Genomic DNA, 23,927 nt, shown 5'->3' on the forward strand with positions numbered 1-23,927 from the left:
CTCGGGGCCGGTGATGTAGGGCAGGGCGGGCGTCGGCGGCGTTCGCGCCACCTCGCGCAGGCGGGCCGCGAAATCGTCATGCGCGCACATCATCTGCCAGCTCAGGACATCGAGCGCCGCGAGGTCCGCCTGTCCCGCCGCCACGGCCCGGGCCGAGCCGCGATGGCTACCGCAGCGCACCGGCTGTCCCAACAGGACACCCCGCGCGCGCGCATAGGTCTGCGGCGCGGCCCAACCGCTTTGCGAAAGCGGCTCGTTGTAGGCGAACCTGGCCTCGGCGAAGTCCTGCAGGCCGCGCGGATCGTCGCGCCGGCAGACAAGGACACTGCAATAATGACCGGGCGGGCAGCCGGCGATCCCGTGGTCGGGCGTCGCGACAAGCTGCATGCGGCCATGAAGGCAGGCGCGGTACGGATAGCCGCAGGTCTGCGACAGCAGAAGATCGGGGCTGCGCCAGTGCGCCCACGGGTCGGTGCCGCGGGCCAGGCTGGCCGGCCCGTGCCCCAGCACGGCCCGTATCCCCTGCCACAACCTGTCGTTTGCCGCGGCCGTCTCGGGACGGTCGTACATCGGCAGGCTGGCGATCATGCGTCGCCCGCGACCCTCTGGCGTGCCCGCGCGCTGTCGCGGTCGTTCACCCCAAGGAAACTGGCGGCCATGCGGATCAGCGAATCCTCGTCGTGGTCCCGCTCGCCATCGGCGAGCGCCACCTGCCACAGCGCCTCGATGACGCCCACGCGCTCGTCATACGGGACGGTTTCCTTGATCGCGTTGGTGAACCGCACCGTGTCGGGCGCCTCGGCCTCCACGCGCTCGGCCTCCGCCCGCAGCTCGGCCGCGCGGTCGTGCGACACGGCGAACCGCGCCATCGCGATCTTCTCGATATGGATGATTTCACCGGCGGCATAGTAGCCGTCGGACTTGGCCAGCCGCACCAGCAGCGACATGAGCGCCAATTGCGCGTCGAGCGCATCAAGCGCGTCGGGCTCGGGCTGGACCAGTTTCTTGAGCAGATCAGAGAGCATGCGAGGAGATATAAACGTGTTCCCGCGCGGGGCCAATCATTAATCGCCGTTTTCCGCCATCGCGCGCGCCGCGTCGCTGTCGGCATGGCTCAGGCCCATTGCCTCGCGCGCCATGTCGATCACGCCCAGCTCCTCGGCATGGGCCTCGGCATCGGCAAGCAGCACTTCCCAAAGCGCCTCCAGGGCACTCACCCGCGATTCGAAACTGACGGTTTCGCGGATGATGTGGCCGAACCGGTCGGTCTCGGGGGCTTGGCGCTCCAGCTTCTCGCAGGTCGCGCGCATCTTCGCGGCCTCGACCGGGCCGACCCCGTTGAGCCGCGCAAGCAACCTGTCGATCCGGCTGATCTCGCTGAAACGGTAGTCGCGATCCGATTTCGCCACCCGCACCATCAGCGCGCCAAGCGCGAGGGCATCGTCAGGCTCGGGCAGGGGCGCGGGCGCCGGTGTTCGGAATGCGTCGAGTATCCGGGTCAGCATGGCACGACCCTAACGGCGGACGTTCGCGCACGCCACGGGTATTTGCCCCGGTCGCCGCGGTCCACGCAAACGTGATCCATGTCGTCACAGGGCCACAATCGTTCCCAATATTCAGCGCTTTTCGCGTGCAGGTTGCGGACCTGTCCCACGCAGACAAACCGGAGCGAAAAGTGACCAGACCCAATTTCGGAACATGCCCGTCCAACGAGCAGGAGGTATCGTTACAGATGCGCCTGCGCGCGCAGGCCCGCCGTTACGACTGGCGCGATGACCCCGAAGCCGATCTCGGCGATATCGTGGCCCGGAAATGCCTCGACCTCGAAACGGCGCTGGCCGTTTTCTTCAACGGTCGGCCCGAACGGTTCAACTACCTGCGCAAGCACGAGGTGCCCGCCGGGGCGCAAGGGGCCGCCCGCGTCCTCGACAACATCTGCCTGCGGGCCAATTCCGGCTTCTACCTCGCGACCGGCGGGGATGCGGAGATCCGGCGATGCCCGCGGCTTGCCGCATGGCTCAATCAACAGGAAAAGGACCGCCGCGACGGGCGCAGCGGGCGCTACATTCTCGATGCGCGCATGATCGCCTTTCTGGCCGCGCAGCCCGCCGGTGCTGACGCGCCGGCCCATGACAGCGTGCCCGATGGCGCCCCGTCTTGGCCGCGCAAGGGAATGCGGGCGGGGATGCGCGCCGGGGACGGCCGGCATTCCGCCGCCGCCCTGCGGGACCGGATGCTGGCGCTGCTGCCCAGCCGCGGCTGACCCCCGCACCGCGCTATCGCGTCAGGATCAGCTTGCCGCCCGAAATCTCGACGCTGCGGAACCGTTGCAGGTAGGTCATGCCCAGAAGCGACCGGTCCAGTTCGCCCGAGTTGACCACCGCGCGCACGTCCTCGTGGGCGATCGGGCCGATCGCGATCCGGTCCAGCCGTACCGGCGCGGTGCGGACCAAGCCGTTGGCGGTGTTGGCGCGGCCCACGTAGCTCAGGGCCGACGTGTCAATACCGGCCCGCTCGGCGTCGCGCTTGTTCAGCACGATCTGGCTGGCCCCCGTATCTACAACGAAGTTTACCGGCGTGCCGTTGACGTCGGCCGACATGTAATAATGCCCGTCCGGCGCACGCGGCAGGACGATGCGCCCCTCCTGTACGCTCAGCGCCTGCCCGGGCGTCACCGTCCGCCGGATGTCGCCCCACAGGCCGACTGCCGCGATGACTCCGACAAATATCAGGGCCCAGACGACCGCCTGTTGCGTGACCTTCCCCCACGACTCCCGGTTCTGCGCGAAGAACCACAGGGCAATCGCGCCGCCAAGCAGCACGAGGTAAAGAAGGCGCGCGGTATCATCTCCGGTCATGGGGCCGATATAGGCGCGGCGGGACGGCTTGGAAAGATCATGACGCCAGCCCGAACCCGCGCAACCCGTCCAGCACGAATTGTACCGCCAGCGCCGCCAGCAACATGCCCAGAAGGCGTGTCACCACCAGAATGCCGGTCCGGCCAAGCGCGCGCTCCAGCAGGCCGGCGGTCAGGAACAGCAGGAAAACCAGAAGCACGACGCTCAGCATCACCGCGATGACCCATGCCAGCCCCTCCAGCCCGGGTTTCTGCCCGGCCAGCAGGATGACCGTGGTGATGGCGCCGGGGCCGCCGATCAGCGGGATGGCCAAGGGGAATATCGACGGATCGTCGCTTTCGTCCTCCTCTTCCTCCTCCACGCGGGTCTCGCGCCGCTTGGTGCGCCGTTCGAACAGCATGTCCAGCGCGGTGATGAACAACAGGATCCCCCCGGCGATGCGAAAGGCCGGCATGGATATGCCGACGAATTCCAATACCGCCTCGCCGAAGGCGGCAAAGACGATCAGGATCAGCGCGGCCGTCACGCAGGCGCGCAGCGCGATTACCCGGCGCCGGGCGGTGCCCATGCCCTGTGTCATCGTCACGAAAAGCGGTGTCATGCCGACGGGGTCGATGATCACGAACAGCGTGACGAAGGCGGTGATCAGGAAAGACGGCTCCATGCGGGCTCCTCGGAGGGCATCACGTGACAGCCCTAGGCGGTCCGCCCGCGCCGCGCAAGCCGCGCGTGAGGCCACCGACGCGACCCCGACGCGATACGCCCGCTTCGCCGCATGCCGCGTCAGGCGGCGCGGCGGAAGGCGGCGCGGCGGACATCATCCCCCGGCCTCTTCAAGCCGTTCGAGCGCGGCCATCCACAGCGTTTCGGCGCGTTCCAGGCCGTCCTCGATCTCGGCGTATTTCTTTTGCCACTCGGCCAGGTCGCCGGGCGCGTCATACAGCGCGGGATCAGCCAGTTTTCCCGCAACGCGATCCCGCATTTCATTCAGTTTTTCAACGCGTTGTTCGCATTTCCTCACGTCCTGCCGCAAGGCCAGAACCGTGTCGCGCGCCGGGCGTTTCGGCTTGGGCTTGGGGGCCGCCGCGGCATCGGGCGCGGCCGTCTTGCGCGCCGGCCTGTCGGCCAGCAGCTTTGCGCGATAGCTCTCCAGATCGCCTTCGTAGGGCGCGACCCGGCCCGCCGTCACCAGCCACAGCCGATCCGCCACCAGCTCCAGCAGGTGCATGTCGTGGCTGACCAGGATTACCGCGCCGGAATAAGCTGTTAGCGCCTCCACCAGTGCCTCGCGGCTCTCGATGTCGAGGTGGTTGGTCGGCTCGTCGAGGATCAGCATGTGCGGCGCGTCCAGCGTGGCCAGCATCAGGCTCAGCCGCGCCTTCTGACCGCCCGACAGGCCGCCGACCGTGGTGTCGGCCTGCTCCGCCCCGATGCCGAAGCCCCCCAGCCGGGCCCGCAGCTTCGCCGGCGCCTCGTCGGGGCGCAGCCGGCGGATGTGGTCCAGCGGTGTCTCGTCCACGCGCAACTCCTCGACCTGGTGCTGCGCGAAATACCCCACGCGCAGCTTCGAGGCGGCGTGAACCCGCCCTTCCATCGCGCCAAGTTTGCCCGCCAATAGCTTGGACAGGGTGGATTTTCCCTCACCATTTCGCCCCAGAAGGGCGATCCGGTCGTCCTGGTCGATCCGCAGGTCCAGCCGGCTCAGAACTGGCATCCCGTCATATCCCACGGCCGCCCCTTCGAGCCGCAGGATGGGCGGCGACAGGGCCTCGGGTTCGGGGAAGCTGAACTTGCGCAACGCGGCTTCCTGCGGGCGGGTCACGGGCTGCATCCGCGCCAGCGCCTTCAGCCGCGCCTGTGCTTGCTTGGCCTTGTCCGCCTTGTAACGGAAGCGGTCCACGTAGGATTGCAGATGCGCCCGCCGCGCTTCCTGTTTCTGCGCTTCCGATTCCGCGGCGGCGACACGCGCCGCGCGGGTTTCGGCGAAGCTGTCATAGCCGCCCTGGTACAAGTGCAGCTTCCTGTCCTCCAGATGAAGGATCGCGCCGACGGCGCGGTTCAGCAAGCCGCGGTCGTGGCTGATGATCAGGACGGTGTGCGGATACCGCGCTAGGTAGCTTTCCAGCCAGAGCGCGCCTTCGAGGTCGAGGTAGTTCGTGGGTTCGTCCAGCAACAGCAGGTCCGGCTGGGCAAAGAGCACGCCCGCCAGCGCCACGCGCATCCGCCAGCCCCCCGAAAAGGCCGAGCAGGGCTGCGCCTGTTCGCTGTCCGAAAAGCCCAGCCCCTTGAGGATACTGGCCGCCCGCGCCTCGGCGCCCCACGCGTCGATATCGGCGAGCCGGGTCTGGATCTCGGCAATCCGGTCGCCATCGGTGGCGGTCGCGGATTCCTCAAGCAATTCAGCGCGTTCCCTATCGGACTTCAATACGGTATCGAGCAGCGACACCTCGTTTCCCGGCACTTCCTGCGCCACGCCGCCGATGCGTGCGCGGGGCGGCAGGATGATCTGACCGGATTCCAGCGCCAGCTCCCCCCGGATCAACCGGAACAGCGTGGTCTTGCCCGTCCCGTTGCGCCCGACGACGCCGACCTTGTGCCCGGTGGGAATGGTGGCCGAGGCATGGTCCAGCAACGGGCGGCCGGCCACGGAATAGGATATGTTGTCAAGGCGTAGCATGGGGCGGGTTTGGCGCAATGCCGCGCCCGGGTCAATCGCGGCTTTTCAAAGCCCGACCCCCGTGCTATCGGAGCCGCGACACAAGGGGCGCGGGCCGGGGCCCGCGTGATTATTCAAGAGGATCAGACCGACATGGCAACCGAACGCACGCTGAGCATCATCAAGCCCGATGCGACGAACCGCAACCTGACCGGCAAGATCAATGCCAAGTTCGAGGAGGCGGGGCTGCGCATCATCGCGCAGAAGCGCATCAAGCTGACCAAGGAACAGGCCGGCGTCTTCTACGAGGTGCACAAGGAACGCCCGTTCTATGACGAACTGTGCGAATTCATGGCAAGCGCCCCGGTCGTTGTGCAGGTGCTCGAAGGCGAGGGCGCCATCGCGAAGAACCGCGAAGTGATGGGCGCGACGAACCCGGCCGACGCGGCGCCCGGCACCATCCGGGCCGAATATGCCGACTCGGTGGGCGAAAACTCGGTCCACGGCTCGGACGCGCCCGAAACGGCCGCGGTCGAGATCGCGTATTTCTTCTCGGGTCTCGAACTGGTCGGCTGACCGCCAGCCGCGTCTCGATGCAGGGTCGGGGCCGTGTCGGGCCGGGCGCGGCCGTTTGCGGTCCGGCCGGGCTCAGATGGCTGCGAAATCGCTGAAGACGCGGCTTGAAACCGTCTTGGGGCCGCTCGGCTTCGGATCGGGTTTGGGTTTGCCCTTCGACGTGTCGGGCGGGTGCTGGGGCTTCGATGGCATCGGTCTGCTCCTCTTGCCAAGGCAGCGCTGCCGGTCAGCGCCCGACAAGCGCCTGTTAACAATTCTTACAGCACCGCATCGAAATGCGGCGAAAATGTGGCGAAAGCCGGCAGCAATCCGACTTTGTCGTGCTGATTTCAACAGTGTAGCTGATTGACCACGGTTACCCCTTGACCCTGGAAACAATCCATCTGGTGCAAGGCATCCGATAGTTGGCTCAGGGCGATTCGGCGGGTGATGAGCCGCGCGGGATCAAGGCGCCCCGCGGCGATCATGTCGAACAGCGCGCCGAACCGGTGCGCCCCGATGCCGCGCGTGCCGTGCAGCGTGATCTGGCGTGCATAGACGAGGTCGAGCAGCGGCAGGGGCGGTGCCGCATGGGCGCCCACGGGCATCCCGATCTGCACGTGCCGGCCCATCTTGCGGAGGCCGCGCAGGGAGTTTTCGAACGTCGTCGTCACGCCCAGACCCTCGACCGACACGTGCGCGCCGCCCGCGGTGATGTCGCGCACGGCCGCGCCCGCATCCGCCACGTCGGCCGCATTCAGCACGGCATCGGCGCCCAGTTGCCGGGCCATGGCCAGCGCCTCGGGGGTGATGTCCACGGCCAGCACCCGCGCGCCGACGGCCGCGCCGATCATGACCGCCGAGAGGCCCACGCCGCCGCAGCCATGCACGGCCAGCCACTCCCCGGGGCGCAGGGCGGCCCTGTCCACCACGCCGCGAAAGGCGGTCGTCAGCCGGCAGCCCATGCTGGCGGCGGTCTCGAAACCGACCGTGTCGGGCAGGGGCACGAGGTTGAAATCGGCGCGCGGCACCGCGACGCGCTCGGCAAAGGCGCCCCAGCCGGTGAAGCCGATCACCTGCTGGCGGTCGCAGATCGTGGGTTCCCCGCCGCGGCAATCGGGGCAATGCCCGCAGCCCAGTATGAACGGCGCCGTCACCCGGTCCGCGGCGCGGAAGCCGTGGCATTCGGGCCCTGTCTCGGCCACCACGCCCGCGAATTCGTGGCCCATCACGTGCGGCAGCGCCACGTCCGGATCGGCGCCCTTCCACGCGTGATGATCCGACCGGCAGACACCGCAGGCGCGGATCTCGATCACCGCGCCGTCGCGCGGGCAGGCCGGGTCGGGCACCGTTTCGACGGGCAGGTTCCCGCCGAACTCGGTCATCAGGGCTGCTTTCATGGTCGGCGTCTCCTTTCGCGCCGTTCTAGCCCGGTCCACGGCGCGCGGATTGCGGGTTCACGACATGTGCGGCCCCTTTGCGACTGCCGTCACCTTGCAATTCCCGGGCCGTTTGCCCAAGGTAGCGGCCCGTTCTCCAGTAACCGGGGTTACCGTCATGACCGATGTGAAACTGAGTCAGGATCCGCACAAGGTTCGCGAAATCCGCGAGAAGAACCTTGAAACGGCGATCGGTCGCGAGGTGCGGGAATTCCGCAAATCGCGCGGCATGACCGTGGCCGACCTTGCCGAGATGACGGGCCTGTCGGTGGGGATGCTCTCGAAGATCGAGAACGGCGTCACCTCCGCGTCCCTGACCACGCTGCAGGCGCTCTCGGCGGCGCTGAGCGTGCCGGTGACCGCGTTCTTCCGCCGCTTCGAGGAACGGCGCGAGGCCGTGCACGTCAAGGCCGGCGAGGCGCTCGAGATCGAGCGCGCCGGCACACGGGCGGGCCATCAGTACAACCTGCTGGGTCATCTTGGCGCCAACAACAGCGGCGTTGTCGTCGAACCCTACCTGATCACCCTCAGCGAGGAATCGGATATCTTTCCGACCTTCCAGCACGAGGGGATCGAGCTGCTCTACATCCTCGAGGGCGAGGTGGGCTATCGCCACGGGGATCAACGCTTCACCCTGCGGCCCGGGGACAGCCTGTTTTTCGATGCCGACGCCCCGCACGGCCCGGATGAACTGATCCGGCTACCGGTTCGGTATCTTTCCGTCATTTCCTATCCGCAGGGCGGCGGATAAACCCCGCCGCCCGCGTCATCGGCCCGTCAGCGCGCGAACGGCACGACCGACGGCGCCATGTCCTCGGCGGGCGCGGCAAGCCGCAGGTATGGCTTGACCCGCGTCGAGGCGGTACCGAAATGCGCCACCACGTCGGATTCCGGGATGTGGTCGGGGATGATCGCGACGTCGCCGTCATACCAGTCCGACGGGGTGCCGGCCCCGGTCCTTGCGCGCAGTTGCAGCGCCTGCGTGACGCGAAGGATCTCCTCGCTGTTGCGACCGATGTAGATGGGATATTCTGTCACGACCTGTACGTGCAGTCCGGGGTCGATGATGAAGCTCTTGCGAATGGGCCAGTCCGTCGCTTCCTTTTCATGGACCATCCCGAAAAGCCGCGACAATTGCAGGCCCGGATCATGCGCCGACGGAAAAGATACCGTTACATCGAAAAAATCCTCGATGTCGGCATGCCAGTCCATCAGTTCCGGAACGCTCGATCCGGTCAGGCCGAGCAGCTTGATGTCGTTGGCGGCCCATTCATCGCGCTGTGCGGCCATCGACGCGATCTCGGTGGTGCAGACGGGCGTGAAGGCGGCCGGGTGGCTGAAAAGATGCACCCAGCTCCCCGCGGCCCATTCCCAGAATCGCACCTCGCCCTCGGTCGTGTTCACGGTGAAGTCGGGAAAGATGTCTCCGATCTGGGGCAGCCACTTGACCTTGCGCCGATAGGCTGTTGGCAGCTTTACAAGCTCGTTACTGGAACCACGCGGAGTGAAGAACTGGACAGACATTCCATACCTCCTTGGATTTGTCTCTTTCCCGACAATAATGTCGGTACACCAAAGCGGTAGAAAGCAAACTTGGCGCAAATGCGGCGAGATTGTAAGAAGATGTATCATTATGGTAAAGGTTGTATGCGGGGCAGGATCTTCGGGTCGCCCGCTGCTCCGTGGATCATGGTGCGGTGCAATGCGCGACCCGGCCCGAGCGCATTTCACGACCGTCGCTGCGGTGACGGGCATGAACACATGTTGTACCGGCCATGCAAAACGCAGTTGTTGCATGTATCTTTTCTCGTCATAACTCGGACTGTGCGATGCTATCGCCGACTAACGGTGCGAGCGTTGTCGGCTCAAAAAGGAGTGACCGATGCACAAGACGACGGCACTCATACTCGAGGATGATCCAGACACCCATGGCCAGATCGCCGGCAAGCTGGCTGACGAAGGCGTGACGACGGTGTCCTGCGTGGAACCTCATCGCGTGCTTACAGATGTTTCGGATCACGCCGTTGATATCTGTTTCATCGGGTCCGAATTAGCAGCGCGCGATTCGCTTGATGTCGTCAGGGATCTGCGGCAGAACACGGCGGCCGGCGTGCTGGTGCTGGGGCACAGCAATGACGAGGTCGATATCGTTCTTGCCCTCGAAATGGGCGCCGACGATTACGTGGCTAAACCGCTCCGCTTGCGGGAAACCTGCGCGCGGGCCCGGGCGGTCTTGCGGCGGACGCTCGCCCTGCGGGCCGACCACGGCGTGCTGCGGCCTTTGCCCGACTCCTACCTGCGCCGCGTCGGGAACCTCGAAATCTGCGGCGTGATGCGCAGTGTTTCGCGCGACGGGGAAGAGGTCGAACTCACGGCGATGGAATTCGATGTTTTGTCGGCGCTTGCCGCGCGGACGAACGCGGTTCTGTCGCGCGAAAAGATACTTGAAACCGTGCGCGGCAAGGACTGGGCGGCGAGCGACCGGGCGATCGACGGCGTGATCAGCCGACTGCGCCGCAAGCTCTTCGCCGACGGGGCGGGGCCGCTCGCGATCAAGACGGTCCACGGACGTGGCTACATGCTTGTCGATCTGTCGGATGACGGCCCCGCGGGCGGTGATGGCGGCGGCATTCACTGACCCTTTTTCGGATACCCGATATTTCCTCACAGGAAATATAAATTCTTCCTGTTGAAATTCGACGCGCATGACGCTAGATTTTCCGTGACAGGATCATGGAGGCGTCGATGTGCGGAATCGTCGGGTTGTTTCTCAAGGACAAATCGCTCGAGCCCAAGCTCGGGCAAATGCTGACCGAAATGCTGGTCACGATGACGGATCGCGGCCCGGACAGTGCCGGGATCGCGGTGTATGGCGATGGCCATGACGGCCGGGCGCGGCTCACCCTGCAGGCGGCGGACCCGTCCGCCTTCGCGGGGTTGGAGGCCGAGCTGGGCGCGGCGCTGGGCTCGGACGTGTCGGTCACCGTGAAGGATACGCACGCGGTCATCGATCTGCCGGCCGACGGCGTGGAAAAAGCGCGCGCGGCGATCGCCGAGCGTCATCCGGACATGCGCGTCATGAGCGCCGGGGAAACCATCGAGATCTACAAGGAGGTGGGCCTGCCCGAGGACGTGGCGCAACGGTTCGACATTCCCGGGCTGGCGGGGACGCATGGCATCGGCCACACGCGCATGGCTACCGAAAGCGCGGTGACAACGCTGGGCGCGCACCCGTTCTCAACCGGGGCGGACCAGTGCCTCGTGCATAACGGGTCGCTGTCAAACCACAACTCGCTGCGCCGCAAGCTGGCGCGCGAAGGGGTGAATGTCGAAACCCAGAACGACACCGAGGTTGCCGCCGCCTATCTCACGTGGCGGATGAACCAGGGGCATTCGCTGGGCGAGGCGCTGGAAAGCGGTCTCGACGATCTCGACGGGTTCTACACCTTCGTCGTGGGCACCAAGGACGGTTTCGGCGTCGTGCGCGACCCGATCGCCTGCAAGCCCGCGGTGATGGCCGAGACCGACCAGTACGTCGCGTTCGGCAGCGAATACCGCGCGCTGGTCAACCTGCCGGGCATCGACACCGCCCGCGTCTGGGAGCCCGAACCCGCAACCGTCTATTTCTGGAAGCACTGACATGCAGACATTCGATCTCGGCGCCGAGGGGCTGCGCGCCCTCAACGCAACCCTGCAGTCGCAGGACCCGCAGACCAACGAAACCGCGTGGGAAGTCGTCAATCCGCGCGGCAGCCACGCCATCGCGGTCGGGCTCGAGTCCCCGCTCGACGTCACGGTGCGCGGCTCCACCGGGTATTACTGCGCGGGCATGAACAAGCAAGCCACGATCCGCGTGGACGGCAGCGCCGGCCCCGGCGTGGCCGAGAACATGGTCAGCGGCACCGTCATCGTCGACGGCGATGCCAGCCAGTATGCCGGCGCCACCGGGCATGGCGGCCTGCTGGTGATCCGGGGCAATGCCTCGTCGCGCTGCGGCATTTCCATGAAGGGCATCGACATCGTGGTGCAGGGGGATGTCGGGCACATGTCCGCCTTCATGGCGCAGTCGGGCAACCTCGTGGTGTGCGGCGACGCCGGCGACGCGTTGGGCGATTCCATCTACGAGGCGCGGCTCTTCGTGCGCGGCTCGGTCAAGAGCCTCGGGGCCGATTGCGTCGAGAAGGAAATGCGCCCCGAGCATCTGGAAATCCTGCGCGACCTGCTGGACCGCTCCGGCGTCGACGCGAAACCCGAGGAGTTCCGCCGCTACGGCTCGGCCCGCAAGCTCTACAATTTCGACATCGACAACGCGTACTGAGGAGACCCGCCATGGCCAAGGACGACACACACGCGCCGCGTACCATGCCGGTGCACTCGGCCACCTTCACCCCCGAAATCAATGCCGAGATCCGCCGCGCCGCGGCCACCGGCATCTACGACATCCGCGGCGGCGGCGCCAAGCGGCGGGTGCCGCATTTCGACGACCTGCTGTTTCTCGGGGCGTCCATGTCGCGCTACCCGCTCGAAGGATACCGCGAACGCTGCGACACCGACGTGATCCTCGGCACGCGCCACGCCAAGAAACCCCTCCATCTTGACATCCCCATCACCATCGCCGGCATGAGCTTCGGCGCCCTGTCGGCGCAGGCCAAGGAGGCGCTCGGCCGGGGGGCCTCGGCCGCCGGCACGTCGACCACCACCGGCGATGGCGGCATGACGACCGAGGAACGCGGCGAATCCAAGACGCTGGTCTACCAGTACCTGCCGTCGCGCTACGGGATGAACCCCGACGACCTGCGCAAGGCCGACGCGATCGAGGTGGTCGTGGGGCAGGGCGCCAAGCCCGGCGGCGGCGGCATGCTGCTGGGGCAGAAGATCTCCGACCGGGTGGCCGAGATGCGCAACCTGCCCAAGGGCATCGACCAGCGCAGCGCGTGCCGCCACCCCGACTGGACGGGGCCGGACGACCTTGAAATCAAGATCCTCGAACTGCGCGAGATCACGGGCTGGGAAAAGCCCATCTACGTCAAGGTGGGCGGCGCACGGCCCTATTTCGACACGACGCTCGCCGTCAAGGCGGGGGCCGACGTGGTGGTGCTCGACGGGATGCAGGGTGGCACGGCCGCCACGCAGGACGTATTCATCGAGCACGTGGGCCAGCCCACGCTCGCCTGCATCCGCGAGGCGGTGCGCGCGCTGCAGGATCAGAACATGCATCGCGAGGTGCAGCTCATCGTGTCGGGGGGCATCCGTACCGGCGCCGATGTCGCCAAGGCGGTGGCACTGGGCGCCGACGCCGTCAGCATCGGCACCGCCGCGATGATCGCCCTAGGCGACAACGATCCGAAATGGGAAGCCGAGTACCAGAAGATGGGCACCACCGCCGGCGCCTACGACGACTGGCACGAGGGGCAGGATCCGGCCGGCATCTCCACGCAGGATCCCGAGCTTGCCGCGCGTCTCGACCCGGTCGAGGCCGGCCGCCGGCTGCGCAATTACCTCAAGGTCATGACGCTCGAGGCACAGACGCTGGCACGCGCCTGCGGCAAGAACCATGTCTGCCACCTCGAACCCGAGGATCTCTGCGCGCTGACGCTTGAAGCCTCGGCGATGGCGCAGGTACCCTTGGCCGGCACGCAGTGGTACCCGGGCATGCCCGGCAGCAATTTCTGAAAACCTCGGAGGGCGGCGATGGCCGCCCTTCCGCATAAGAACCAACAGGGAAAGGACACGACCCCATGACGACAGATCTGGCCGCTTTCGCCGCGGATAACGGCGTGAAGTATTTCATGATTTCCTTCACCGACCTGTTCGGCGGGCAACGGGCGAAGCTGGTGCCGGCGCAGGCCATCGCCGACATGCAGCACGAGGGCGCAGGCTTTGCCGGCTTTGCCACGTGGCTCGATCTTACCCCGGCGCATCCCGACATGCTGGCCGTGCCCGACCCCAACTCGGTGATCCAGCTCCCGTGGAAGCCCGAGGTGGCATGGGTCGCCGCCAACCCGGTGATGGAGGACGCCGATGTGGCGCAGGCGCCGCGCAACGTCCTGCGCCGCGTGATCGCGGAGGCCGCGCAGGAGGGGCTACACGTCAAGACCGGGATCGAGGCGGAATTCTTCCTGCTGACCCCTGACGGCAGCCAGCTTTCGGATGAATTCGATACCGCCGAGAAACCCTGCTACGACCAGCAGGCCGTGATGCGCCGCTACGAGGTGGTGCGCGAGATCTGCGACTACATGCTCGACCTCGGCTGGGGACCCTACCAGAACGACCACGAGGATGCGAACGGCCAGTTCGAGATGAACTGGGAATTCGACGACGTTCTGAAAACCGCTGACAAGCATTCCTTCTTCAAGTTCATGACCAAGTCGGTCGCCGAGAAACACGGATTCCGCGCGACCTTCATGCCCAAGCCGGTCGAGGGGCTGACGGGCAATGGCTGCCACGCGCATATCTCGGTCTGGGACGCGCCGGGCGCGGAGGGCCGCACCAACGTCTTCGCCACCGAGGCCACGAAAGGCAGCCCGACGGGGGAGCTGGGCCTGTCCGAACAGGGCGCGCATTTCCTCGGCGGGATCATGAAACACGCCTCGGCGCTGGCCGCGATCACCAACCCGACGGTCAACAGCTACAAGCGTATCAACGCGCCGCGCACGACATCGGGGGCCACCTGGGCGCCGAACACCGTGACATGGACGGGCAACAACCGCACGCACATGGTGCGGGTGCCGGGGCCGGGCCGGTTCGAATTGCGCCTGCCCGACGGCGCGGCGAACCCCTATCTCATGCAGGCGGTCATCATCGCCGCGGGGCTTTCGGGCATCCGGCACAAGGCCGATCCGGGCAAGCGGCACGACATCGACATGTATGCCGACGGGCACAAGGTGCGCGGCGCGCCGAAGCTGCCGCTCAACCTGCTCGATGCGCTGCGGCTCTATGACAAGGACAAGGAACTCAAGTCCATGATGGGCGATGAGTTCTCGGCGGCCTTCCTCAAGATGAAGCATCAGGAATGGACGTCCTTCGTGACCCATTTCAGCCAGTGGGAAAAAGACCACACCCTGGATATCTGAGTACCGCGCGGCCGCACGGTGCCCCCGGAAGTCGCATGGTCTCCGGGGCGCTCAGCTCCAGCGGGCTTCCAGCTTCTCGATGGCGGCGATCCGCGCGGTCGTCTTGGGGTGGCTCATCAGCCATGCCGGCGCCGCGCCGCCGCGCGAATTGGTCAGCTCCTCAAGCTTGCGAAAGAGCGATTTCTGCGCCTCGGTCCCGATCCCGGCCTTGGTCAGCAGCGCGGCCGCGTATTCGTCGGCCTCGTACTCGTCCCCGCGCGACATGCGCGCCGCAAGCAGCGAGGTCAGCCCGTTGGCGATCCAGACGCCGATCCCCGGCAGGAAACGGCTCAGGATCATGGCCAGCGCCGTGCGCAACGCGTTCTGCCCCGAGAAATCGATCATCCGGCGCCGCGCATGGCCAAGCGCCACGTGCCCCAGCTCGTGCGCGATCACGCTGGCCATTTCCTCGGCGCTCACCTCGCCCTGTTGGAACTTGCGGAAGAACCCGCGCGTGATGAAGATTCGCCCGTCCGGCGCGGCCAGCCCGTTCACCGGGTCGATCTCGTAGATGTGCACTTTGATGCGCGGCAGGTCGAGCGCGGTCGCCAGCTTGTCGGTCATCGCCTTCAGGCGCGGGTCGGCAAGTTCGGTCGATTGCGCGTCCAGCTCCCGCTGGGTGCGCCAGACCGAAAAGCGGTACATCGCGTACCCGTAAAGAATGACCAGGAGGATGGGCAGAATTCGGAGCATACCCTTTTATATGGGCTGGGGATCGCGCTTGCCAAGCGGCGCCCTGCCGGGGACGGTCCGATTCCCGTGCTGTGTGACGCACGGGCGCGACGGGCGGGACGGGGCAGGGGATGCGCGCCCGGATCGCGTGCCTCGATCCCCGCCGCCGCACGTGCCCCGCGGTTTTTCCGGTCATCGCGCCACGTTAACCCCCGTCCGGCATGGCGCGTGTGGCACTGACGCGATACCGACGCGACGCCGCCGCGATGCCGAGCAGGATTTTCCGTGGTTAATCAACCGGCTAGAGGCGGTCCGCACCCGCCTAGCGGACAAGCTCCCGCATGCCCCGGTCCAGCCCGTCGAGGGTCATGGGAACCATCCTGTCCTCGAAGATTTCGCGGATCATGCGGATGGAATGCGTATAGCCCCAGTGCTGCTCGGGGACCGGGTTGATCCAAAGGTTGTCGGGCCATTGGGCCCGCGCGCGCTCCAGCCAGACCTGCCCGGCCTCGGGGTTCCAATGCTCGTTCGCCCCGCCCGGATAAGCGATCTCGTAAGGGCTCATGCTGGCGTCGCCCACGAAAATGCATTTGTAATCAGGGCCATAGGTGCGCAGTACTTCCTCGGTCGGTGTCTGCCTGTCCCACCGGCGGCGATTGTCGCGCCAGACGCCCTCGTACAGACAATTGTGGAAATAGTAGTATTCCAGATGCTTGAACTCGGTCCGGGCGGCGCTGAAAAGCTCTTCGACGACCTTGATATGCGGGTCCATCGAGCCCCCGACATCCAGGAAAAGCAATACTTTCACGGCGTTGCGGCGCTCGGGCCGCGTCTTGACATCTAGGTAGCCGTGCTCGGCCGTGGCCCGGATCGTCCCGTCAAGATCCAGCTCGTCCTCCGCCCCGTCGCGCACCCATTGGCGCAACCGCTTCAAGGCGACCTTGATGTTACGGGTTCCCAGTTCCACGCTGTCATCGAGGTTCCGAAATTCTCTTTTGTCCCAGACTTTTACGGCACGACGATGCCGTGATTCCCTCTGCCCGATACGCACGCCCTCGGGGTTGTAGCCATAGGCGCCGAAAGGGCTGGTACCGGCGGTCCCGATCCACTTGTTGCCGCCTTGGTGGCGTCCTTCCTGCTCTTTCAGCCGCTCCCGCAGCGTTTCCATCAGCTTCTCGAAACCGCCGAGCGACTCGATCCCGGCTTTTTCCTCCTCGCTGAGGTGCTTCTCGGCGAGTTTCTCCAACCACTCCGCCGGCAGGTCCACGGCGTTGAGCACTTCGGCCGCCGAAATTTCCTCAAGCCCCTTGAAGCTGGCGCCAAAAGCGCGGTCGAAGCGGTCGATGAGCCGCTCGTCCTTCACCATCGCGCTTCGCGCGAGATAGTAGAAACCGTCGATGTCATAGGTAACGAGACCGCTGGCCATGGCCTCGAGAAAAGTCAGGTATTCCCGCAGGCTAACGGGCAGGCCCGCCTTTCGAAGGTTCTCGAAGAAGGGCAGAAACATGGTGCGTCCTAGACGGTGGACCGATGAATTATCAGGGTTATGAATAGCGCGGCCAGTGCAAACACGACACAATAGACAAAGGCGTATTGAAGGATGTCGGCCGTGTCACCCTTGCGTCGCCTTGCCACCATGGCCCCGGTTGCCGCACCAAGGATTGCTCCCACTAAAACGATCATGATTTTCTACCCGTTCGGTCCGCGCCTCGGGTTGAGCATCGCGATCTCGCGCAGTTTTGCGCGAACAGCCCAATCCGCGCCAAAGCCGTAGCGCGCCCAGCCAAGACTGTCCAGCCTGACCGTGCGCGCGGCCGCGACCCGGCCATCCAGTTCAAGCGCCTCGGCCTTGAGCATCATCAGCGTTGCCAGCAATGCCGCGTTTTCATGACGTTTTGCCGTTGCCAGATGGGGCTCGAGCAAGGTCAGGGCGTGCTTGCCGCGGCCTTCGCGTATGGCATGCGCGGCAAGTTGCGATGCCGCGTGGGCCTGATGGAGTTCGGTTCCCGGACTGTTCTTGTAAAGTTTTTGGGCCACGACAAACTGATCGCGCGCAAGATCGGGATCGGTCGATTGTGTGAGCCTGCCGAGCGCGAAGTGACTGAAGGCGAGTCGATGGTCCTGCCAACCGCTTGCGCGCGCGATGCGGAGCGCGTCGAGCGCCGCGAGCAGACGTTCGGCCTGCCGTGCACCGGGGCCGAGTGCCTTCTGGATCGCGTCTATCCAGTCGCGCGATGTCGATCTGGGCGCAGAAGCCGCTTTACGCTCACCGGCCGGGTTCAAGCGCGCCAGTATCGCCGGGAGCCGTCGGGCCACCTGCGCGCGGGTCATGCCGTTGCGGAGTTCGGGGGCGTAGAAGGCCCTGAGGACCAACATGTCAAAGCCGGTCAGCACCGTGTGAACGTTGTCGTCGTTGAACACGCTGTCGGGCAACCGATAGAGATCGTTGAGCGGTCCGAGCGCCTGCGCGAGTTCCTCGTGGAGGCAGTCGCGCACCTCTTGCGGGCTCGTGTCGTTCGGGATGAAAATTGCCAGCCTGCGTCGTTGCGAAAGTTTGCTCCAGCTCGTGTGGCGGCTGTGGCGCAACCTGCGGTACTCGGACAGGCTTGATATGTTCGGAACGACGAAACAGGCGGCTTTTGGCAAGTGCTGCCGGATCCGTGCCCTCGATACCGCCTCCACGGTGATGTTCGCGGGTTCCTGTGCCGTGCGACGAATGTCGATCTGTGCCTCTTTGCGAAGACGCTTCAGAAGTCGCTCGAGGTCCGGGATGAGCGTCGGAGGCGGCGCGCCGGTAACACGGATCGAGATCGGCTCCTCGAAGCGGGTGAAGCGTTCCAGCACGCGGCCGGACTCGAGCTTGAAAGTGAGATCGAGAAAGTCGCGCGCGATATCTTGGTTGGCGCGTTGCGGTTTCGCCGGCCGTGTTGGCGGAAACGCCTTCATCTCCGGCATCGCGCTTGCCCGCGGCGTGGCTGCGCGGGAAGGAACGTCACCGCTATTGCTGGGCGCGCAGGCGCCCAACAGAATGCAGAAAGGCAGGATGGCATGCCGCATGAACGTTCCGAGACCGATGTTTGCTTCGCGCGCGGGGGTGGGCTGGCCGCGACACGTCCTGCACCGGCCTCGATTGTGGGAGCGTACGACGTGGGCACATGTCACGTCGGCGCCCGTGCGCTCGCGGCCGGGTTCGGACATGACCGACTGTCCCCGAGGATAGTGACCTGTATTGGGAACCTCCGCGGCAAAACGGTGTTCTTGTGCGGTGCCCGTCGATCGCCATCTGGGGATGCGCAGTTTGGCGGGCGACGGCATTCGTTTCTCCCCGGGACCCGGCAATCAGCGTGGCCGTCGTGCCATGAAGGCGAGACGTTCGAACATGTGGACATCCTGTTCGTTCTTGAGCAGCGCGCCGTGAAGTTTGGGCAGCGCGGCGGCCCCGTCGCGCTTGAGGTCCTCGGCATCCAAGTCCTCCGCGAGGATAAGCTTGAGCCAGTCAAGAACCTCGGACGTCGATGGTTTCTTCTTGAGGCCTGCCTGCTCGCGGAGTTCGTAGAACTGGGTGAGTGCGGTGGTCAGCAGCGCGTCCTTGAGGCCGGGGTGGTGGACCTCGACAATCCGTTTCATCGTTTCCATGTCGGGAAACCGGATGTAGTGGAAGAAACAGCGCCGCAGGAAGGCGTCCGGTAATTCCTTCTCGTTGTTGGACGTTATGATGACGATCGGGCGTTGTTGTGCACGGACGGTTTCGCCGGTTTCGTAGACGTGAAACTCCATGCGGTCGAGCTCCTGAAGCAAGTCATTCGGGAACTCGATGTCCGCCTTGTCGATTTCGTCGATGAGCAGCACGACTTTCATGTCAGCCGTGAACGCTTCCCAGAGTTTGCCGCGCCGGATGTAATTGCGAACGTCGTGAACCTTTTCGTCGCCCAACTGACTATCGCGAAGGCGGCTCACGGCGTCGTACTCGTAGAGGCCCTGTTGCGCCTTGGTCGTGGATTTGATGTTCCACTCGATCATCGGCAGCCCGAGTCCGCTGGCCACTTGACGCGCCAGTTCGGTCTTGCCGGTGCCGGGCTCCCCCTTGACGAGCAATGGACGTTCCAGCGTGACCGCGGCGTTCACCGCCACGTTCAGGTCATCGGTCGCCACGTACGCGTCCGTTCCCTCGAATTTCATTGTTTTTCAACCCTCTCCACTGCAAGCCTGCATCGCGCTCGGCGTACATTAGTCGCAAAGGGAAAACACATCAATGCGGCGTGATTGTGTAGTGACATTCCTGATCTGCGGGTGTAAGTGCACCGCCAAGGCGTGCCACATGTCTGAGGAGACGACCATGCCAGACGTTGGCCTTGATGAAGGAGCTGACATGAAAGCCGAAGTCTTTCTACCCGAGGATTACCGCCCGGCCGAAGACGAACCATTCATGAACGAGCGGCAGACGGAGTACTTCCGCAGGAAACTTTTGGCCTGGAAGAACGAGCTTCTCGAGGGCAGCCGGGACACGATCGAGGGGCTTCAGGACGGTACACGTGCGATTCCCGACGTGGCGGACCGCGCCAGCGAAGAGACGGACAGGGCGCTCGAACTTCGCACCCGGGATCGGCAGCGCAAGCTGGTCGCCAAGATCGACGCGGCCCTGCGCCGTATCGAGGAAGGTGAATACGGCTATTGCGAGGTGACGGGCGAACCGATCAGCCTCAAGCGGCTGGACGCCAGACCGATCGCGACGATGAGCCTAGAAGCGCAGGAGCGTCACGAACGCCGCGAAAAAGTTCATCGCGACGAGTGAGCCCGCGCCGGAAAGCAAACGAGGCTGACGCCGGGGCGTAGGCTCCGGCGTTTTTCATGTGACGCGAAAATGACACTGAGCGGTTTGAAAGTTGTGGTGATTGGCGCGGGTATCGGCGGGTTGGCCGCTGCCCGGACCTTGGCGATGCGCGGCGCCGATGTCACGGTCCTTGAACAGGCTGACGCGATCCGAGAAGTCGGCGCGGGCTTGCAGATCAGTCCCAACGGGTTCCGGGTGATGGATGCGCTCGGTCTGGGCCGGCGCCTCGAGGCCATATCGGTTCGCGGGAGCGCGGTAAGGTTGAGGGATTATCGAGGCGGCGAGGTCATACGCCTGGATCTCGGGCTTCTTGACAGCGACCATTACCACTTCGTCCATCGCGCGGACCTCATAGAACTGCTTGCCACGGGGGCGCGGGCTGCCGGGGTTCGCATCCGTTTCTTGCAAAGGGTCGATCATGTCGCGCCGGGCGCGCCCCCGACCATCAAGTTGACGAACGGCGCGGTCATGACGGCTGACCTTGTCATCGGGGCAGACGGGCTGCATTCGGTCGTGCGCACCGCCCTCAATGGTGCCGGTACGCCGTTTTTCACGGGTCAGGTCGCCTGGCGTGCCGTCATCCCGGCTTACACGTCACGGCAAGACGGTGAGGTTCAGGTTTACATGGGCCCGCATCGGCATGTGGTGACATACCCGTTACGGGGTGGGCAGGAATTGAACCTCGTCGCCGTTCAAGAGCGCGCAGCCTGGACACCCGAGAGCTGGAGCCAGCGGGATGATCCCGTTGCGCTCAGGGCCGCTTTCGGGGATTTCAGCAAGGAAATTCAGGAACTCTTGGCGCGCGTGGATAGCGTTAACCTCTGGGGGCTTTTCCGGCACCCGGTCGCGTCCAGATGGCATGACGAGGGGCTCGCCATTCTGGGTGATGCCGCGCATCCGACCCTGCCGTTCATGGCACAGGGCGCCTGCATGGCGCTCGAGGATGCGTGGATCGTGGCGGATAGTCTCGAGCGCGAAACGGAGCTCGGCCGGGCTTTATCGGTATATCAGGGGCGGCGCGAACACCGCGCGCGCAAGATCGTTGCAACCGCCAACAAGAACGGGTGGCGCTACCATGTCGCGTTTCGGCCTCTCAGAGGCGTGCTTCACACCGGCATGAGGCTGGCTGGAATGATGGCGCCGCGGCAAGTTCTGAAACAATTCCGGTGGATTTACGACTACGACGCGGTGAAGAACTGAAAGACTTGCCTCAGTCGGTTCAGCCGAAACCGTTGGCCGCTAACAGTTGCAGCGCCACCATGTCGGCGCAGGTGCCTCAAACGTCGAGATCGACCCAGACCGGCACATGGTCCGATGGCTTTTCGCGGCCTCGAACCGATCGATCTATGCCGCAATCTGTCATCGAGTCCGCAGCTTGCGGGGTCAAAAGTAAATGATCAATGCGGATGCCGTGATCGCGGTTCCACGCGCCTGCCTGATAATCCCAGAAGGTGTAATGCCCATCTCCGCTGTGACGGGCGCGGAAGGCATCGGTGAAACCTAGGTTCACAATGCGGCGAAAGGCGGCACGGCTTTGGGGCAGCGCAAGCGCGTCCTCACGCCACGCGTCCGGGTTCTTGGCGTCCTCGTCCTGCGGGATGATGTTGTAGTCGCCGGCCATCAGGGCGGGTTCTTCGGCTGACAACAAATCCGACGCCCGCTGACGCAGCCGTTCCATCCATGAAAGTTTGTAATCGTACTTTGGACCCGGGGCAGGATTGCCGTTGGGCAAATAGAGGCCGCAAACGCGTATCGCCGTCCTGTCACCTGTCACAGTGGCCTCGATCCACCGTGCCTGCTCGTCGCTGTCATCGCCGGGCAGGCCACGTGTCACGTCCTCCAGCGGGTGTCGGGACAGGATCGCGACGCCGTTGAAACTCTTCTGCCCGTGGGTTTCAACGGCATACCCCATGTCCTCGAAGTGTTCGGTGGGAAACCCCGCATCGGTGGATTTGATTTCCTGCAACAACACGATATCGGGTTGCGCTTCGTCCAGCCAGTCGCTGAGTGCGCGGATCCGGGCCTTGATGCCGTTGATGTTGAACGAAGCGATTTTCATGCTGGCCCCTTTGCGCCCGTGACGGCTCTATCGCTTAGGCGCTCTTCCAAGGCAAGGGAGCGCGGAAATTTTCGCGCGATCACCAACGCCACGATGTGCAAGGCCCGGCTACATGGCGAATGACGTACCGCACCCGCAGGAGCTGCTGGCGTTCGGATTGTCGATTGTGAACCGCGCGCCGATCAGTTCCTCGGTGAAGTCTATGGTCGCTCCGGCGAGGAACGGGAGAGATACCGAATCCACGACGACTTTCTGCCCACGCCCCTCGAGCACGAGATCATCCTCGGCGGGAACGTCCAGCTTTATGTCATACTGGAAACCCGAACATCCGCCCCCTTCTACCGCGACGCGCAGGGCCTGTCCCTGGTCGCTGGCGCCGATTTCGGAAAGGCGTGAGAATGCGCGCTCTGTTACGTTGGGTGGCAGTTGCATCGTGACCCCCGGTGGTTTTCTAACCTTACATACCCCAATATATGTCAGCTTGGAATAGTCTACAAGGACAGGTCACATGCAGATGCCCTACGCATCCGATCCAGCCCGTGCGCGGGGCAGGCTGGTCGAAGAAGGGGAGAGCGCGTTTCGATCCTGCTATCAGCGGGATCGCGATCGGATCATTCATTCGAGCGCGTTTCGCCGCCTGAAGCACAAGACGCAGGTTTTCGTCGAACATGAAGGTGATTATTTTCGCACGCGCCTCACGCATTCGATCGAAGTTGCGCAAGTCGCGCGCACGATTGCCGGCGCGCTCGGCCTGAATCAGGAACTGACCGAGGCGGTGGCGCTCGCCCATGACCTCGGCCACACGCCTTTCGGACATACGGGGGAGGAGGCGCTGAACGCCCGCATGGCGCCTTTCGGCGGCTTCGATCACAACGCCCAGACCATCCGTATCGTCACGTCGCTCGAACGTCATTACGCGGCTTTTGACGGCCTGAACCTGACATGGGACACGCTGGAAGGCATCGCCAAGCACAACGGCCCCGTGACGGGCGTGTTGCCATATGCCCTGGCCGAGTATGATGCCGCGCATTGTCTTGAGCTTGACAGCCATGCAAGCGCCGAAGCGCAGGTCGCGGCCCTGTCGGACGATATTGCCTATAACAATCACGATCTGCATGATGGCCTGCGCGCCGGTCTTTTCTCGGAGGCCGAGATCGCGCAATTGCCGATCGTTGGCGCCTGTTTTGCCGAGGTGGATTCGCTTTACCCGGGCCTTGATCCGTATCGGCGGAGGCACGAGGCGTTGCGGCGCGTTTTCGGCATGATGGTCGCGGATGTCATCGAAACGTCCCGGACGCTGCTTGATGACCTCGCGCCGAACTCGGTCGACCAGGTCCGCGCGTTGCGCGAGCCCGTCATCCGGTTTTCGGACTCGCTTGCAGAGGATCTGGGTGTCATAAGCTCGTTTCTTTTCCGGCGCATGTACCGTGCCCCCTCCATCTTGGAAATGCGGGAGCGTGTTACTGCCGTGGTCGAAGAGCTTTTCGGCTTTTATCTGGGATCGCCGGAGTTCCTGCCGGTTCGGTGGCGCGGAGATGTGGAAGCGGCCGGGAACGAAACCGCCCTGGCGCGGCTTGTCTGCGATTACATCGCCGGCATGACTGACCGTTTCGCACTCGAAAGCCACGCGCGCCTTCTTGGCGGCGCGGACAGTACGCGTGCGCGGGGCGGCGTGTGACGGGTACCGCCTGTCTGGTGATTGACGCGGGGTATGGCGGTGTTAAACCCGCTGCGACGAGATAAGG

Annotated in this window: 25 protein-coding genes; 11 read left to right on the forward strand and 14 right to left on the reverse strand. The window is 64.8% G+C overall.

Features of this window, described 5'->3' with window-relative positions:
- From ACH107_RS08425 to ACH107_RS08435, 3 genes are all read right to left on the reverse strand, one after another.
- Window positions 1-588, reverse strand: a 588-nt coding sequence (locus ACH107_RS08425) for a phosphate/phosphite/phosphonate ABC transporter substrate-binding protein (protein ID WP_412505447.1), incomplete at its 3' end; no start/stop codon positions are given.
- Window positions 585-1,025, reverse strand: coding sequence for a TerB family tellurite resistance protein (locus ACH107_RS08430; protein ID WP_412505448.1), 441 nt, complete (start codon window positions 1,023-1,025; stop codon window positions 585-587). The genes ACH107_RS08425 and ACH107_RS08430, both read right to left, overlap by 4 nt.
- A gap of 39 nt (window positions 1,026-1,064) precedes the next feature.
- Window positions 1,065-1,505, reverse strand: a complete 441-nt coding sequence (locus ACH107_RS08435; protein ID WP_412505449.1) for a TerB family tellurite resistance protein — start codon at window positions 1,503-1,505, stop codon at window positions 1,065-1,067.
- Between the two features lie 170 nt (window positions 1,506-1,675).
- On the opposite strand from ACH107_RS08435, the gene ACH107_RS08440 reads away from it, so the two are divergent.
- The gene (locus ACH107_RS08440) at window positions 1,676-2,263 is read left to right on the forward strand and encodes a hypothetical protein (RefSeq protein WP_412505450.1); all 588 of its coding nucleotides are present in this window, start codon (window positions 1,676-1,678) and stop codon (window positions 2,261-2,263) included.
- 13 nt (window positions 2,264-2,276) lie between these two features.
- Here the strand turns inward: ACH107_RS08440 and ACH107_RS08445 are convergent, their stop codons facing one another.
- From ACH107_RS08445 to ACH107_RS08455, 3 genes are all read right to left on the reverse strand, one after another.
- Window positions 2,277-2,858, reverse strand: a complete 582-nt coding sequence (locus ACH107_RS08445; RefSeq protein WP_412505451.1) for a TIGR02281 family clan AA aspartic protease — start codon at window positions 2,856-2,858, stop codon at window positions 2,277-2,279.
- A gap of 37 nt (window positions 2,859-2,895) precedes the next feature.
- Window positions 2,896-3,522, reverse strand: coding sequence for a MarC family protein (locus tag ACH107_RS08450; RefSeq protein ID WP_412505452.1), 627 nt, complete (start codon window positions 3,520-3,522; stop codon window positions 2,896-2,898).
- A gap of 153 nt (window positions 3,523-3,675) precedes the next feature.
- Window positions 3,676-5,535 (reverse strand): ABC-F family ATP-binding cassette domain-containing protein, encoded by a 1,860-nt coding sequence (locus ACH107_RS08455; RefSeq protein ID WP_412505453.1) that lies wholly within the window; start codon window positions 5,533-5,535, stop codon window positions 3,676-3,678.
- A 132-nt stretch (window positions 5,536-5,667) separates the two neighbouring features.
- Here ACH107_RS08455 and ndk point away from each other — a divergent pair, with 132 nt between their 5' ends.
- Window positions 5,668-6,090 (forward strand): nucleoside-diphosphate kinase, encoded by a 423-nt coding sequence (ndk, locus tag ACH107_RS08460; protein WP_412505454.1) that lies wholly within the window; start codon window positions 5,668-5,670, stop codon window positions 6,088-6,090.
- Between the two features lie 329 nt (window positions 6,091-6,419).
- Here ndk and ACH107_RS08465 read toward each other — a convergent pair whose 3' ends face one another.
- Complete coding sequence (locus ACH107_RS08465) at window positions 6,420-7,469, reverse strand: zinc-dependent alcohol dehydrogenase family protein (protein ID WP_412505455.1); 1,050 nt, start codon at window positions 7,467-7,469, stop codon at window positions 6,420-6,422.
- A gap of 157 nt (window positions 7,470-7,626) precedes the next feature.
- Here ACH107_RS08465 and ACH107_RS08470 point away from each other — a divergent pair, with 157 nt between their 5' ends.
- On the forward strand, window positions 7,627-8,259 hold the full coding sequence (locus ACH107_RS08470) for a helix-turn-helix domain-containing protein (protein WP_412505456.1): 633 nt from the start codon (window positions 7,627-7,629) through the stop codon (window positions 8,257-8,259).
- Window positions 8,260-8,285: 26 nt separating this feature from the next.
- Here ACH107_RS08470 and ACH107_RS08475 read toward each other — a convergent pair whose 3' ends face one another.
- A complete protein-coding gene (locus tag ACH107_RS08475) occupies window positions 8,286-9,032 on the reverse strand; it encodes a redoxin domain-containing protein (protein ID WP_412505457.1) in 747 nt (248 codons plus the stop codon).
- A gap of 358 nt (window positions 9,033-9,390) precedes the next feature.
- Here ACH107_RS08475 and ACH107_RS08480 point away from each other — a divergent pair, with 358 nt between their 5' ends.
- From ACH107_RS08480 to glnT, 5 genes are all read left to right on the forward strand, one after another.
- Window positions 9,391-10,146, forward strand: a complete 756-nt coding sequence (locus ACH107_RS08480) for a response regulator transcription factor (protein ID WP_412505458.1) — start codon at window positions 9,391-9,393, stop codon at window positions 10,144-10,146.
- A gap of 107 nt (window positions 10,147-10,253) precedes the next feature.
- Window positions 10,254-11,147: a class II glutamine amidotransferase gene (locus ACH107_RS08485; protein WP_412505459.1), complete on the forward strand. Its 894-nt coding sequence runs from the start codon at window positions 10,254-10,256 to the stop codon at window positions 11,145-11,147.
- A 1-nt stretch (window position 11,148) separates the two neighbouring features.
- Entirely contained in the window at window positions 11,149-11,826 is a 678-nt protein-coding gene (locus ACH107_RS08490; RefSeq protein WP_412505460.1) for a protein GlxC, read from the forward strand.
- Between the two features lie 11 nt (window positions 11,827-11,837).
- Window positions 11,838-13,181, forward strand: coding sequence for an FMN-binding glutamate synthase family protein (locus ACH107_RS08495; protein WP_412505461.1), 1,344 nt, complete (start codon window positions 11,838-11,840; stop codon window positions 13,179-13,181).
- Window positions 13,182-13,246: 65 nt separating this feature from the next.
- On the forward strand, window positions 13,247-14,581 hold the full coding sequence (gene glnT, locus ACH107_RS08500; protein ID WP_412505462.1) for a type III glutamate--ammonia ligase: 1,335 nt from the start codon (window positions 13,247-13,249) through the stop codon (window positions 14,579-14,581).
- Window positions 14,582-14,632: 51 nt separating this feature from the next.
- On the opposite strand, the gene ACH107_RS08505 is transcribed toward glnT, so the two are convergent.
- The 4 genes from ACH107_RS08505 to ACH107_RS08520 all read right to left on the reverse strand — a co-directional run bounded on the left by ACH107_RS08505 (window position 14,633) and on the right by ACH107_RS08520 (window position 19,471).
- The gene (locus ACH107_RS08505) at window positions 14,633-15,313 is read right to left on the reverse strand and encodes a M48 family metallopeptidase (protein WP_412505463.1); all 681 of its coding nucleotides are present in this window, start codon (window positions 15,311-15,313) and stop codon (window positions 14,633-14,635) included.
- A 301-nt stretch (window positions 15,314-15,614) separates the two neighbouring features.
- Window positions 15,615-16,799 carry a vWA domain-containing protein gene (locus ACH107_RS08510; protein ID WP_412505464.1) on the reverse strand — a complete coding sequence of 395 codons (1,185 nt, stop codon included), beginning with the start codon at window positions 16,797-16,799 and terminating at the stop codon, window positions 15,615-15,617.
- A 182-nt stretch (window positions 16,800-16,981) separates the two neighbouring features.
- The gene (locus tag ACH107_RS08515) at window positions 16,982-18,349 is read right to left on the reverse strand and encodes a DUF2927 domain-containing protein (RefSeq protein ID WP_412505465.1); all 1,368 of its coding nucleotides are present in this window, start codon (window positions 18,347-18,349) and stop codon (window positions 16,982-16,984) included.
- 282 nt (window positions 18,350-18,631) lie between these two features.
- Window positions 18,632-19,471: an AAA family ATPase gene (locus tag ACH107_RS08520; protein WP_412505466.1), complete on the reverse strand. Its 840-nt coding sequence runs from the start codon at window positions 19,469-19,471 to the stop codon at window positions 18,632-18,634.
- A gap of 157 nt (window positions 19,472-19,628) precedes the next feature.
- On the opposite strand from ACH107_RS08520, the gene dksA reads away from it, so the two are divergent.
- The gene (gene dksA, locus ACH107_RS08525) at window positions 19,629-20,084 is read left to right on the forward strand and encodes an RNA polymerase-binding protein DksA (protein WP_412505467.1); all 456 of its coding nucleotides are present in this window, start codon (window positions 19,629-19,631) and stop codon (window positions 20,082-20,084) included.
- Between the two features lie 69 nt (window positions 20,085-20,153).
- Window positions 20,154-21,323: an FAD-dependent monooxygenase gene (locus ACH107_RS08530; RefSeq protein ID WP_412505468.1), complete on the forward strand. Its 1,170-nt coding sequence runs from the start codon at window positions 20,154-20,156 to the stop codon at window positions 21,321-21,323.
- Between the two features lie 76 nt (window positions 21,324-21,399).
- On the opposite strand, the gene xth is transcribed toward ACH107_RS08530, so the two are convergent.
- Together xth and ACH107_RS08540 are read right to left on the reverse strand one after the other, a co-directional pair.
- A complete protein-coding gene (gene xth / locus ACH107_RS08535) occupies window positions 21,400-22,182 on the reverse strand; it encodes an exodeoxyribonuclease III (protein WP_412505469.1) in 783 nt (260 codons plus the stop codon).
- Between the two features lie 108 nt (window positions 22,183-22,290).
- Entirely contained in the window at window positions 22,291-22,614 is a 324-nt protein-coding gene (locus tag ACH107_RS08540) for a HesB/IscA family protein (RefSeq protein WP_412505470.1), read from the reverse strand.
- Window positions 22,615-22,690: 76 nt separating this feature from the next.
- Here ACH107_RS08540 and ACH107_RS08545 point away from each other — a divergent pair, with 76 nt between their 5' ends.
- Complete coding sequence (locus ACH107_RS08545; RefSeq protein ID WP_412505471.1) at window positions 22,691-23,860, forward strand: deoxyguanosinetriphosphate triphosphohydrolase; 1,170 nt, start codon at window positions 22,691-22,693, stop codon at window positions 23,858-23,860.
- The last annotated feature ends 67 nt before the right edge of the window (window positions 23,861-23,927 follow it).

Source organism: Roseovarius halophilus (ex Wu et al. 2025), from assembly GCF_047086965.1.